Annotated in this window: 14 protein-coding genes; 7 read left to right on the forward strand and 7 right to left on the reverse strand. The window is 62.6% G+C overall.

Annotation, left to right across the window (positions count from 1 at the left end):
- Positions 1 to 211 precede the first annotated feature (211 nt).
- Positions 212 to 901 carry a ribonuclease HII gene (locus HJB84_RS33075; RefSeq protein WP_221117942.1) on the reverse strand — a complete coding sequence of 230 codons (690 nt, stop codon included), beginning with the start codon at positions 899 to 901 and terminating at the stop codon, positions 212 to 214.
- Positions 902 to 1,147: 246 nt separating this feature from the next.
- Positions 1,148 to 2,305, reverse strand: coding sequence for a PA0069 family radical SAM protein (locus HJB84_RS33080; RefSeq protein WP_221117943.1), 1,158 nt, complete (start codon positions 2,303 to 2,305; stop codon positions 1,148 to 1,150).
- A 139-nt stretch (positions 2,306 to 2,444) separates the two neighbouring features.
- Here HJB84_RS33080 and HJB84_RS33085 point away from each other — a divergent pair, with 139 nt between their 5' ends.
- Complete coding sequence (locus HJB84_RS33085; protein ID WP_207583135.1) at positions 2,445 to 2,963, forward strand: glycosyltransferase family A protein; 519 nt, start codon at positions 2,445 to 2,447, stop codon at positions 2,961 to 2,963.
- Positions 2,964 to 3,146: 183 nt separating this feature from the next.
- Positions 3,147 to 3,461, forward strand: a complete 315-nt coding sequence (locus tag HJB84_RS33090) for a hypothetical protein (RefSeq protein ID WP_207583136.1) — start codon at positions 3,147 to 3,149, stop codon at positions 3,459 to 3,461.
- An 82-nt stretch (positions 3,462 to 3,543) separates the two neighbouring features.
- On the opposite strand, the gene moaB is transcribed toward HJB84_RS33090, so the two are convergent.
- The 4 genes from moaB to HJB84_RS33110 all read right to left on the reverse strand — a co-directional run bounded on the left by moaB (position 3,544) and on the right by HJB84_RS33110 (position 7,983).
- Positions 3,544 to 4,095 (reverse strand): molybdenum cofactor biosynthesis protein B, encoded by a 552-nt coding sequence (gene moaB / locus HJB84_RS33095; protein WP_221117944.1) that lies wholly within the window; start codon positions 4,093 to 4,095, stop codon positions 3,544 to 3,546.
- Positions 4,095 to 4,991: a 4-(cytidine 5'-diphospho)-2-C-methyl-D-erythritol kinase gene (locus HJB84_RS33100; RefSeq protein WP_221117946.1), complete on the reverse strand. Its 897-nt coding sequence runs from the start codon at positions 4,989 to 4,991 to the stop codon at positions 4,095 to 4,097. The genes moaB and HJB84_RS33100 overlap by 1 nt, the downstream gene beginning before the upstream one ends.
- Before the next feature lie 10 nt (positions 4,992 to 5,001).
- The gene (locus tag HJB84_RS33105) at positions 5,002 to 6,834 is read right to left on the reverse strand and encodes a tetratricopeptide repeat protein (protein ID WP_207583139.1); all 1,833 of its coding nucleotides are present in this window, start codon (positions 6,832 to 6,834) and stop codon (positions 5,002 to 5,004) included.
- 132 nt (positions 6,835 to 6,966) lie between these two features.
- Positions 6,967 to 7,983 (reverse strand): polyprenyl synthetase family protein, encoded by a 1,017-nt coding sequence (locus HJB84_RS33110; RefSeq protein ID WP_207583140.1) that lies wholly within the window; start codon positions 7,981 to 7,983, stop codon positions 6,967 to 6,969.
- 108 nt (positions 7,984 to 8,091) lie between these two features.
- On the opposite strand from HJB84_RS33110, the gene HJB84_RS33115 reads away from it, so the two are divergent.
- The 3 genes from HJB84_RS33115 to HJB84_RS33125 are packed head-to-tail and all read left to right on the forward strand — an operon-like array spanning position 8,092 to position 9,411.
- The gene (locus tag HJB84_RS33115; RefSeq protein WP_007632954.1) at positions 8,092 to 8,319 is read left to right on the forward strand and encodes a DUF2007 domain-containing protein; all 228 of its coding nucleotides are present in this window, start codon (positions 8,092 to 8,094) and stop codon (positions 8,317 to 8,319) included.
- 7 nt (positions 8,320 to 8,326) lie between these two features.
- Positions 8,327 to 9,103 carry a tRNA1(Val) (adenine(37)-N6)-methyltransferase gene (locus HJB84_RS33120; RefSeq protein WP_207583141.1) on the forward strand — a complete coding sequence of 259 codons (777 nt, stop codon included), beginning with the start codon at positions 8,327 to 8,329 and terminating at the stop codon, positions 9,101 to 9,103.
- A 41-nt stretch (positions 9,104 to 9,144) separates the two neighbouring features.
- Positions 9,145 to 9,411, forward strand: coding sequence for a hypothetical protein (locus tag HJB84_RS33125; protein WP_207583142.1), 267 nt, complete (start codon positions 9,145 to 9,147; stop codon positions 9,409 to 9,411).
- Between the two features lie 152 nt (positions 9,412 to 9,563).
- Here the strand turns inward: HJB84_RS33125 and HJB84_RS33130 are convergent, their stop codons facing one another.
- Positions 9,564 to 10,904 (reverse strand): Nramp family divalent metal transporter, encoded by a 1,341-nt coding sequence (locus HJB84_RS33130; protein ID WP_207583143.1) that lies wholly within the window; start codon positions 10,902 to 10,904, stop codon positions 9,564 to 9,566.
- A 196-nt stretch (positions 10,905 to 11,100) separates the two neighbouring features.
- Here HJB84_RS33130 and HJB84_RS33135 point away from each other — a divergent pair, with 196 nt between their 5' ends.
- Together HJB84_RS33135 and HJB84_RS33140 are read left to right on the forward strand one after the other, a co-directional pair.
- The gene (locus HJB84_RS33135; protein ID WP_221117948.1) at positions 11,101 to 11,961 is read left to right on the forward strand and encodes a S49 family peptidase; all 861 of its coding nucleotides are present in this window, start codon (positions 11,101 to 11,103) and stop codon (positions 11,959 to 11,961) included.
- 18 nt (positions 11,962 to 11,979) lie between these two features.
- Positions 11,980 to 12,171: a hypothetical protein gene (locus HJB84_RS33140; RefSeq protein WP_221117949.1), complete on the forward strand. Its 192-nt coding sequence runs from the start codon at positions 11,980 to 11,982 to the stop codon at positions 12,169 to 12,171.
- The last annotated feature ends 198 nt before the right edge of the window (positions 12,172 to 12,369 follow it).

Below are 12,369 nucleotides of genomic sequence, written 5' to 3' on the forward strand. Positions count from 1 at the left end.
CGACTATTCGGTCGTACGTGACGATGACGAAGATCCCAGGCTCATCCACGGTTGTAACCAGAGGGGGAACGGGCGACTTCGTCACGCCTCTGGCCGGGTGGCCACCCGGCCAGAGGCTCAATCGCTTCCATCGCACAAAATCTCTAACGTGCAGATACAAGGGGCAAGCGCTCGACAGTCCGGAGGCCAAGGTCTTTTCTTTTGAGCAGGCCTATTCGGAAATCAGCTCGTCCATCTCAGGACCATCCTCGACCTTGCGCAGCGGCCTGAAGCTCATCCGGTGCAGGGAGCACGGGCCATGCTTCTCGATACCGGCGCGGTGCTGCGGCGTACCGTATCCCACATGGGCGGCAAAGCCGTAGTCCGGAAACACCCGATGGACCCGGGCCATCATCCGGTCGCGCGTTACCTTGGCGACGATCGAGGCGGCAGCGATCGAGACTGAACGGGCATCACCCTTGACCACAGCCTGCCCGGGGCAATCGAGGCCGGGCGGCACGTCTAGCCCGTCGGTCAGCACGTAGCTTGCCGGAATGGCGAGGCCGCTGATAGCGCGGCGCATGGCGTCGAGGCTCGCCTTGCGGATATCGGTCTCGTCGATGCGGGTCGAGCTGGAGGAGGCGATGGAGACGGTGGCGGTCGCCAGGATCTGCACGAACAACTCCTCGCGCCGTTGCGCCGAAAGCTGCTTGGAATCGTTCAGACCCTCGGGGATGCGCTTCGGATCGAGGATGACGGCAGCGGCGACGACCGGCCCGGCCAGCGGCCCCCGGCCGGCCTCGTCGGCGCCGGCGACCGGCCAGTGGCCGGCCTTGCGGGCTTTGAGCTCCAGCCGGAAATCCGGCACCAGCGGAACCGCTTGGAAAAGCAGCGGAGAATCGGGTGGCGTGCGAGGTTTCATGCGGCTGAACCTCGCACGCCAACCCGATTGCCCGCAAGTCCCCGATCAGGGCGGCGGTCGGGGACCGGGTCCGGCGGATGGGGGCGGTCAGGCCCATCCGCTGGAATTGCGCTCGGAGCTCGAAAACAGGGCGGTTTCTCGATGGGCCGATGCGCAAGCTTCAAGCAATTGCAGGAAAAGTGCCTTGCGGTTTTCCCCGGGGCAAAGCGCGAAGCGCTGTTGCCCAGAATTGCGTAAAACAAACGGTTACAGCAGTGACAGTTGCACGCCGCTACCATCAGGCGGCACGAACAGGTCGTCGCGCAATGGCATGCCGCGTCGCGTCAGGCCGAAACGTCTTGCCGCCATTTCAAAGCGCCGGGCGATCTGCCAGGCATAGGGACCGGCGCCCTTCATACGTTTGCCGAATTCGGCATCATAATCCTTGCCGCCGCGCATCGCGCGCACCAGCGACATCACATGCCGGTAACGATCGGGGTAGTGCTGCAGCAGCCAGTCGCGAAACAGCGGGCTGACCTCGAGCGGCAGCCTCAGGATGACATAACTCGCCTCGGCTGCGCCGGCAGCCTTGGCCGATTCGAGGATGCGTTCCAGCTCGTGATCGTTCAGCGCCGGGATCAGCGGGGCGGCCATCACAGCCGTCTGGATGCCTGCTTCCGACAGCGTGTGAATGGTCTCCAGCCGGCGCGGCGGCGTGGCGGCGCGAGGCTCCATCGTCCGGGCAAGCTTGCGGTCGAGCGTGGTCACGGAGATGCCGACGCGCACCAGGTTCTTCGCCGCCATATCCTGCAGAATATCGAGATCCCTCAGGATCATCGCCGACTTGGTGACGATCGATACCGGATGGTTCGCCTTGTTCAAGACCTCAAGAATGCCGCGCATGACGCGCCACTCCTTCTCGATCGGCTGATAGGGGTCGGTATTGGTGCCGATCGCGATCGCCCGCACCTTATAACCCGGCTTGGCGAGTTCCCGCTCCAGCAGTTTTGCCGCATCCGGCTTGGCAAAGAGCTTCGTCTCGAAATCGAGCCCCGCCGAGAGCCCCATATAGGCATGTGTCGGCCGGGCGAAACAATAGATGCAGCCATGTTCGCAGCCACGATAGGGATTAATCGAACGGTCGAAGGGAATATCCGGCGATTCGTTGCGGGTGATGGCCGTGCGGGGTTTCTCGATCTGCACGTCGGTCTTGAACGGCGGAAGCTCTTCCAGCGTCTGCCAGCCGTCATCGATGGTTTCCCGCTGCAGCGCCTCGAACCGCCCGGTCGGGTTCAGTCCCGCCCCACGCCCGCGCCGCCGATCGACCTCGATCCGCAGGCCGGAAGACACCATCATCGCATCGGCAATATCTGCTGTGTTGGCAGGCGCGAATGCGGCCTGCCCTGCCAGGGACTGCTCTCTCATCGGATTCTCCCGTGACGGAAAGCCATCGCTCCCGCCCGTTTTGATGATTAAATTCCTATCCGCAAAACAAGAACAATGCAAGAACAAAATGCGGAAAACGCCGCTGGCAAAATTTTGTGCGGCGCATTATGAATAGGCAATGTTGACGGTTGTTCTCGAATGTCAGGATCAGGAATCTGAGCTGGCGCAGACCCTATCGGTATTGGTGGCAGGCGCGGTGGAGGGGCTCGTCAGCGATGTGGTCGTGCTTGATCACGGCTCGCGCGACGGCACCTCGCGGGTCGCCGACGCCGCCGGCTGCCGTTTTCATTCGCAGTGGGATATCAAGGACATCGTCCGCTCGGCCCGCGGCGAATGGCTGCTTTTCGTCGAGCCGGGCGCCAGACCCCAGGCCGGCTGGATCGACGAGATCGCCGAATATGTCGCGCTGAACAAGCTGCCGGCGCGTTTCACCGCCTCGCGCGGCTACCGGCGCCCGTTCCTCCGCCGCCTCGGCCGCGCCGTGCCGCCGCTGGAGCTTGGTTTGCTGATGCCGAAGAAACAGGCGCTCGCCGCTGCCCATAGCGGCATGCGCCTTGCTGAGTTCGCCAAGGGTCAGAAGCCACGCAAGCTCGCGAGCGAACTGATTCCCTCCTGGGTCGCCAGAGCCGCGCGGTAATATTCGCGCTCCTCCCGTCATCGCGCAAAGATGGCGCCCAATGGAATTTTGCGCTATAATTCGTCGATGGCGCCGCCGAAGCGCCTCGCTTCGCAACGGATGGCCATGGAATGCCGGTGGACGGCAGAACAGGTCAGCGAAAATCTCCTCTTCTGCCGGGGTCCCGGCGAAAGGAGGTGCGTCATGGCACACGGTATGGTCTACGGCCTGCTGGCCGTCATATTGCCGACATTGATGATCGCGCATCCGCATTCGGCAGCATCGCAGACGATGCTCAGTTGCGCAGGCCGATCCGACGTCGTCAATTTCCTTGACAGGAACTTCGCTGAAAAGCTGACGGCAGTCGGCCTGGTCAACCAGAACGCCGTTCTCGAGGTCTATGCCGCCGAAAGCGGAACCTGGACGCTCGTCGTCACGGATGTTCATGGCATCAGCTGCATCCTGCTGTCGGGTGATAGCTGGGAAACGATGCCCGCTTTGCCGGGCCTTGCCATATAGCGAATTCAAAAGCGCGGCCCGCTTTAGTTGTTTTATGAATGTCGGTATCCCGGAACCGCGGCACACTCCCGGGCGACATGCATTATTTCGCCGCGCCGCGTTTCAAATGCTCGTCCAGACGCGGCATGATTTCGACGAAATTGCACGGCGCGCTGCGGTAGTCGAGCTGCCCTTTCAAAATGCCGTCCCAGGCATCCCGGCAGGCGCCGGGCGAGCCCGGCAGCGCGAAGATGAAGGTGGCGTTTGCAACGCCTGCCGTAGCGCGCGACTGGATCGTCGCCGTGCCGATCTTCTCATAGGAGATGCGGTGGAAGATGGCGGAAAAGCCGTCCATGCGCTTTTCGAACAAAGGTTCCAGCGCCTCAGGCGTCACATCGCGGCCGGTGAAGCCGGTGCCGCCGGTGGTGATGACGACGTCGATCTCGTCCCGTTCGGTCCAGGCCTTCACCCGGGCTGCAATTTTCTCCCGATCGTCAGGCACGATCGCTCGGTCGACCAGCCTGTGGCCCGCCTCGGTAATTCGCTCCGCCAGCGTGTCGCCTGACTTGTCCGTCTCCGGAGTGCGCGTATCCGAAACTGTGAGAATCGCGATGCCGACGGCGATGAAGGGCCGCTTTTCTTCCAGACCAGCCATCACATGCCTCCTGAAACCGTTTCCGTTACCCGAAAATACCAGTCGGGCCGCTCGGCGTGAAGAGCTGCCGCCGCATCTTGCGCGGCCGTCATGCTGGCAAAGATCCCGAAACAGGTGGCGCCGGAACCGGACATGCGAGCCAAAAGCGCGCCGCGCGCCTGCAGCATCGCCGAGATTGCCGCAATCTCAGGCACGAGATCGCGCGCAGGCGGCTCCAGGTCGTTACGGGCAGCGCCAATCGCCGCGAGCCAGCCGGTAGCCCCACGAAGACCCGGAGCGAGGTTCAGAGCCGGATTGTTCTTTGTCGCCAGTCGGCGGAAAACCTTGGGCGTCGAGACACCCTTCAGCGGGTTGGCGAGCACCATGGCAAACGCGGGCAGATCCGGCACGGCTTCGATCTGTTCACCGATGCCGTGGGCAATCAGCGGCCGGCTCTCAAGGCACATCGGCACGTCGGCGCCGAGCTGCAGCGCCAAGGGCGCGAGCGTCTCCACGGGCAAGGTCGTCTCCCAGAGCCGCATCAGCCCGCGCAGCGTCGCGGCCGCATCGGCTGAGCCGCCGCCGATGCCGGAGGCGATCGGCAGGTTCTTTTCCAAGTGGATGTGAACGGGGAAGGCGAGGGGGCCGACCGCCGCGCGCAACAAATCACGCGCCCGCAGCACCAGATTGGCTTCGCCGTCGCCGGCAAGCGTCTCGCCGAAACGGCCCGACAGGGAGAACGCGTCGGCCGGCGCGCGCAAGAAGCTCAGCCGATCGCCGCAATCTGCGAAAGTGACCAGCATATCGAGCAGATGATAACCATCTGCCCGCTGGCCCGTCACATGCAAAGCGAGGTTGATCTTCGCGCGAGCCTCTTCGGTGACACTGAAAGCGCCTGATATGCCCTCGTCAGGCATGTCTCGCCCGTCAGGATTTCTTGTCGACCGGCGGCGGGGTGACCGGTGCCGGATCCGGCTGCTTCTTGTCGGCCGCTTTGGCATCGTCGCTGGCGGCAGGCAGGCCGTTGGCGACCTTTTCCTTGATCTTCGGGACCTCGGCGGCTTCGGGTTCGGAGGCGAGCGCCCGGTTCCACTGATAAACGGCTTCGAGCTTGCGGCCGACGCGCCAATAGGCATCGCCGAGATGGTCGTTGATCGTGGCGTCGCCGGCCTTGATCTGTGCTGCCCGTTCCAGTTCGTCGACGGCGTCGTCGAAGCGGTTGAGGCGGAAATAGGCCCAGCCGAGCGAATCGATGATGTAGCCATCGTCTGGGCGAAGGTCGACGGCCTTCTTGATCATGCCGAGACCTTCGTCGAGGTTCCGGTTCATGTCGATCCAGGAGTAGCCGAGATAGTTCAGCACCTGCGGCTGGTCGGGATTGAGCTCCAGGGCCTTGCGGAAGTTCGGTTCCGCCTGGTCCCACTTCTTCAGCCGCTCATAGGCGATGCCGCGCTGGAAGAAGACGCTCCAGTTGGCACGGCCGGGAATCGGACCGATCGCTTCGACGGCCTTGTCGTAATTGGCCGCCATCGCCTCGTAGTCCTTGGCGTCGGAGAGCACGCTGCCATAGGCGAGGTAGCTGCGGATATCCTTCGGGTCGGAGGCGATCAGCGCCTGCAGGTGCTTGCGCGCCTCGTCTACCTTGCCGCCCTGGGCAAGGGCGAGGCCGAGTTGCAGTTCGGAGATGCGCCGCATCGGCGAATTCTCCGGCACCTTCTTGTAGAGCGCGATGGCGCGGTCCATCTGGTTCTGCTTCTCGGCGATGCCGCCGAGCAGCACCAGCGTATCGGCGCTGTTCGGGTCGAGCGCATTGGCGGTCTGCAGGTAAAGCGAGACGATATCCTCGGCGCCGTCGCGGTTCAGCGCGCCGCCGACCGAAAACAGCACGCCGGCGGCCCCTTCTTCGGCCGTCTTGACCTGCTGTTCCTGCTTTTCGTCTTTTTCGATACTGGCGCGCAGCGCGTTCAACGGCGCATAGTTCGGCAGCAGATTGTCGCCGACGGAGACGGCGTCGAGCGCCTTCTGCTTATTGCCTTGTATTGCCTCGAGGCGTGCAAGTGCCATCACTGCGCGCATGAAGGTGTCGGGCGCCGTCGCACCTCCCTCCTTGTCGAGCACGGCATCGTTCAGATGCTTTCGGGCGGATTTCACGTCGCCGGTGGTGATGGCGATCGCGCCTGCATTATAATTCTGGAAGATGCCGACCCAGTCCGGCCCCTTCATCTTCTCGACCATGACGAGCGCTTCCTTGCCGCGGCCGGCGCCGACGCGAGCCCAGGCGAGCAGCAGGTCGTTCATCATCCGATCGAGATCGTTCGGCCCGTTATATTTGAGGATGGTCTCGGCGGTCTTGTAGTCATCACGGCGCACGGCATCCATACCGCGCACGATCGTGGTAATGCGCTCGACGGACGGATCGCCCTTCAGGTCGTTGGCATATTTGACGCCGTCCTTGATGTCGCCATTGAGCAGCAGCGAGATCATCAGCCGCTGGCGGATCTCGGGATTGCCGGGCTCGATCTGCAGCGCCTTCTTGTAGAGTTCGATCGCCGTTTCATAGTCATGGTCGACATCGGCCGTGCGCGCCGCGAGGAAGGCGCCGGAGAAAGTGGTAACGCTATCGGCATCGAAGCTGTCGGTTGTTCCGGCTTCACTCGCCTTGGCCGCATCCTCGGCGTTGACACCGCCGACGCCGCCCAGCGAAAGGACAGCGGCAAGCGCTGCGCTCGTAAGAAGACGGATGGCAATTCTCTGCCGCATTAGGAAACCTTTCTTCGACAGCGTCCCGACACTGGTGCCGGTCGCAAACCAGTTGCGCTCACTGATTCATAACAGGATGGCTTTTTTGAAGCGGCGCTGCAAGAAAATCAGCCCGCAATCGAGCATGTGTGATCAGTTGACACGCTCGATGCAGAAATCGATCACTTCCATCAGGGCGGATTTCCATACCGTATCGGGCAGGGGCGCAAGCGCGTCCCTTGCGATCGTGCCGTAATGGATCGCGCGGCCGATCGTGTCGGCGAGCGTGCCGTATTTGGTGATCAGCCCGAGCGCTTTTTCGAGGTTCGCGTCGGTGCTGTTGCCGGCTTCGATCGCATCGCGCCAGAAGGCGCGCTCGTCCTCGGTACCGCGGCGATAGGCGAGAATGACCGGCAGGGTGATCTTGCCCTCGCGGAAATCGTCGCCGACATTCTTGCCGAGATCGGCCGCCTTGCCGCCATAGTCGAGCGCGTCGTCGACGAGCTGGAAGGCAAGCCCCAGATTCATCCCATAGGATTTCAATGCATTGCGACCGGAGCGACCGGCCTCGGCGACGATCGGCCCGACTTCGGCGGCAGCGGCAAAGAGGGCGGCCGTCTTCGCGCGGATGACAGAGAGATAATCGTCCTCCGTCGTCTCCATGTTCTTGGCGACGGAAAGCTGCAGCACCTCGCCTTCGGCGATCACGCAGGCAGCGGAAGACAAGACGTCGAGCGCATCGAGCGAGCCGACATCGACCATCATGCGGAAGGCCTGGCCGAGCAGGAAGTCGCCGACCAGCACACTTGCCTGGTTGCCCCAGATCATCCGCGCTGTCGATTTGCCGCGGCGCAGATCGCTTTCGTCGACGACATCGTCATGCAGCAGCGTCGCCGTGTGCATGAACTCGACTGACGTGGCGAGCTTGACATGGTTTTCGCCCCTGTAGTCGAACAGCGAGGCGGACGCCAGCGTCAGCATCGGCCGCAACCGCTTGCCGCCGGACGAGATCAGATGGTTCGCCACTTCGGGGATCATCTGCACATCGGAGCCGGCCTTGGACAGAATGAGCTGGTTCACCCGCTCCATGTCCGCCCTGGTGAGATCGACCAATGGCTTGATGGATGCCAGTTTGTTTTTGCTTTCTTCAAGCGGTATGACCACGCCCAACGACCCGGACTCCTGTTCATTCTTTGCATCTGACAATAGAAAGGGGCGATGGACGCGGCAAGGGGTGAATTGTCGCGCAAGACGAAATTGGAAGGAAAACGACGGCAAATGCATGAACTTATCCGCGCCAACGACCCCGTTCTGCTCTCCTTTGCCGAGAGTTTGATGAAGGATGCCGGAATTCACTGCTTCATCGCCGATCAGGGCATGAGCGTCCTGGAAGGCTCGCTCGGCATGCTGCCGCGCCGCCTGCTGGTGGATGAAGAGATGGCCGATCAGGCGCGCCGCATCCTGACCGACGCCGGCCTCGGCGGCGAATTGCGCGACAGGAAGTGAGCGCCCGATGACCGGGGAGCCTGCCGAAACCATCGATGCCTTTCATCGCGGCGCCTTCCATCTGGTGCAGCCGAAGGGCAGGGGCCATCGCGCCGGCATGGATGCGATGCTGCTTGGCGCCCTCGTCGCTGACGATCGGCCGGTCAGGGTCGCCGATCTCGGCGCCGGCGCTGGTGCTGCCGGCCTTGCCGTCGCCTCGCGCCTTGCCGATGCGGACGTGGTGCTTTTCGAGCGTTCGGCCGAGATGGCCGATTATGCCCGCCGCAGCATCCTTCTGCCCGAAAATGCCCATTTCGCCGCCCGCGTCAGCGTCGTCGAAGCCGATGTGACGCTGACTGCCAAGGCGCGCAACGATGCCGGTCTCATCGACGAGAGTTTCCACCACGTCATCATGAACCCGCCCTTCAACCACGCCGGCGACCGGCGCACGCCGGATGCGCTGAAGGCCGAAGCCCATGCGATGACCGACGGCCTGTTTGAAAGCTGGATCCGCACGGCTGGCGCCATCATGATCTCGGGCGGGCAATTGTCGCTGATCGCAAGGCCGCAATCGATCGCCGAGATCGTTATCGCCTGTGGCCGGCGTTTTGGCGGCATCGAGATCACTACCATTCATCCGCGCCAGGGTGAAAACGCCGTCCGTATCCTGATGACGGCGATCAAGGGATCGCGGGCTCGACTGTCGCTGCGCGCGCCTCTGATCATGCACGAAGAAGGCAGCCATAAGTTCTCCCCTCTCGTCGATGATTTCAACAATGGCCGGGCGGCCTATGCCAGGCTTTGAAAGCGCGTGCATCGAAGCTGTTCATTGGCGAGGGATGATTTGTGACAATATCCGACCCGCGGAAGCGCCTGCTCGATCTTCTGCGCATCGTTGCTGCCTATAATGACAAAGGATATCAGTGGATCCCGCATGACGCTGCACAGGTGGCGCTTTACCGACATCGGGTCCAAAGCGAGATCCTGCAGCTAACGACTGAGATCGGCGAGCAAGCCTTCAGCGCCGATCTGCTTGACATGTTGAAATCCGGCGTGGCCGTCCGAGACGACAGCGGCGATGCCCATCTCCTGGCCAAATCGGAACTCTCCTGAATGGTCGGAAAACCGCAGTTAGAGACCTGGTGGATCCAAATCGATCGATGAATGGCGGACAAATCAAAGCGCGGCGCATCAACCAAGGTCGATGCGCCGCGCTGTCGTTTCTTAGTCCCGGACCGCCGCACGCAGCCGGCGCCGCACTTTCGTTAGCCGGTGACGAAGTCGAAGAGCAGCTTGACGTTGAGGCCGGCGATGACGACTGCGATCAGATAGGCGATGCCGCTCAGCCAGCGCGGCGCGACGAGTTCGCCCATCTTGGCCTTGCTGGCGGTGAACATGACAAGCGGGAAGACGGCGAAGGAAAGCTGCAGGCTGAGCACCACTTGAGTGAGGATCAAAAGCTCCGCCGTGCCCTGGTCGCCATACCAGATGGTGACGATCGCCGCCGGCACGATGGCGATGGCGCGAGTGATCAGCCGGCGCACCCAAGGTTTCAGCCTGATCTTCAGGAAGCCTTCCATGACGATCTGGCCGGCAAGTGTTGCCGTCACCGTCGAGTTGAGGCCGCAGCATAAGAGCGCGATGCCGAACAGCGTCGGCGCGATGGCGAGACCGAGCAGCGGCGACAGCAGCGAATAGGCGTCGCCGAGTTCGACGACATCGGTCTTCCCATGCGCATTGAAGGCGGCAGCCGCGAGAATCAGGATCGAGGCGTTGACCAGCAGGGCGAAGCACAGGGCCACCGTCGAGTCGATCGTCGCAAAGGTCAGCGCCTCCTTCTTCTCGGGAACCGTATGGCCATAGGCCCGTGTCTGGACGATGCCGGAGTGGAGGTAGAGATTGTGCGGCATGACGGTCGCGCCGAGAATACCGAGCGCCAGATAGAGCATCTCCGGATTGGTGACGATCTCCGTCGTCGGGAAGAAGCCGGTGACGACGGCGCCCCATTGCGGGTCGGCAAGCAGGATCTGCACGCCGAAGCAGACCGCGATGACGCCGAGCAGCGCAATGATGAAGGCTTCCACCCAGCGGAAACCAAGCTTCTGCAGGAAGAGGATGACGAAGACGTCGAGCGCGGTGATCAGCACACCAAGTTCGAGCGGGATGCCCATCAGCAGGTTGAGGCCGATCGCCGTGCCGATCACCTCGGCGATATCGGTGGCGATGATGGCGATTTCCGCAAAGGCCCACAGCGGTATCGAGACATATTTCGGAAAGGCGTCGCGGCAGGCCTGCGCGAGGTCACGGCCGGAGGCGATCGCCAGACGTGCGCAGAGCGATTGCAACACGATCGCCATCAGGTTGGAAAGCAGCGCGACGGTGAGCAGCGCATAGCCGAATTTCGAGCCGCCGGCGAGCGAGGTCGCCCAATTGCCGGGATCCATGTAACCGACGGCGACCATGTAGCCCGGTCCGGCGAAGGCGGCCGCCCGCCGCCATCTCGAGCTATGACGCCCGGTTCCGACGGTGCGGTAGACATCCGATAGCGACGCCTCGCCGCGTTCGTGCCGCCAGCCGCTTCTTGCATTCGGATTCAGGGCATCCATGCGATTTCCACCTGTTTATCGTGTCTGCACTATGACGAATTAGAATGATAATGCAAGTCATTCGCAACAACAAAATCAATCCGATGTTTTCAGGTCCGATGTTTCGAGAACGCAGCCATTGCGTTTGTCGTTCCAGCGCATACATGGATGCCGATCGCGGATTGACGATCGTGCGACCCGAAGCGAAGGATAAGAGATGGCTGGATTGTTGAGAAAGCTGCTGCCGAAACGGTTCCGCAAGGACGGCATCACCATCCCGGTCGTCCGGCTGCAGGGGGCGATCGTCAGCGGCGGCGGCCAGTTCCGGCCGGCCCTCAATCTCGCCAATGTCGCTCCGGTTCTGGAGAAGGCCTTCGCCATGAAGGACGCGCCGGCGGTTGCCATCTCGATCAATTCGCCCGGCGGTTCGCCCGTCCAGTCCCGCCTGATCTTCACCCGCATTCGGGAACTCGCTCGCGAGAAGCAGAAGAAGGTGCTGGTCTTCGTCGAGGACGTCGCCGCGTCCGGCGGTTACATGATCGCCCTTGCCGGCGACGAGATCATTGCCGACGCCACCTCGATCGTCGGCTCGATCGGCGTCGTTTCCGGCGGGTTCGGCTTTCCCGAGCTCTTGAAGAAGATCGGCGTCGAGCGCCGCGTTTACACCGCCGGCGAAAACAAGGTGATCCTCGACCCTTTCCAGCCCGAAAAGGAAAAGGACATCGAATACCTGAAGAGCCTGCAGCTCGAAATCCACCAGGTTTTCATAGCAATGGTGCGCGAACGCCGCGCCGGCAAGCTGCGGGATGATGCGGCGGTGTTCTCCGGCCTGTTCTGGAGCGGCACCCGCGGCCTTGAGCTCGGCCTCATCGATGGCCTCGGCGACATGCGCCAGGAATTGAAGCGGCGCTACGGCCAGAAGACCAAGCTGGAGCTTGTCACGGCCGGCCGCGGCCTGCTCGGCCGCCGCATTCCCGGCGTGTCGCCGGTGTCGCTCGAAGGGGCGGCGTCCGGTCTTGCCACAGGGCTTGCCGAAGCCGCGGAAGAAAGAGCATTGTGGAGCCGTTTCGGGCTTTGAGGGGAGCAGAATAGGGTCATGCCGCAGCTTATTACCATCCTGATCCTGGTCTTCTCAGCCTGGTGGCTCTATCGTCGCTTCGTCTCCGATGCCCGCAAGCTCGCCGAAAAGTCGCGCCTGGCTGAGAAAGAGCGCCAGACCGGCGCGATCGGCACGCTGGTCAAGGATCCGGTGACCGGGGAATACCGGCTGAAGCGTGAGGGAGAATAGGCGCCACAGCTCCGCTTGCCGCGCGTCGGGGCTGCCCCTTGTATCTGCACGTTAGAGATTTTGTGCGATGGAAGCGATTGAGCCTCTGGCCGGGTGGCCACCCGGCCAGAGGCGTGACGAAGTCGCCCGTTCCCCCTCTGGTTACAACCGTGGATGAGCCTGGGATCTTCGTCATCGTCACGTACGACCGAATAGTCG

The organism is Rhizobium sp. NZLR1b, from assembly GCF_019685155.1.
Taxonomy (GTDB): Bacteria; Pseudomonadota; Alphaproteobacteria; order Rhizobiales; family Rhizobiaceae; genus Rhizobium.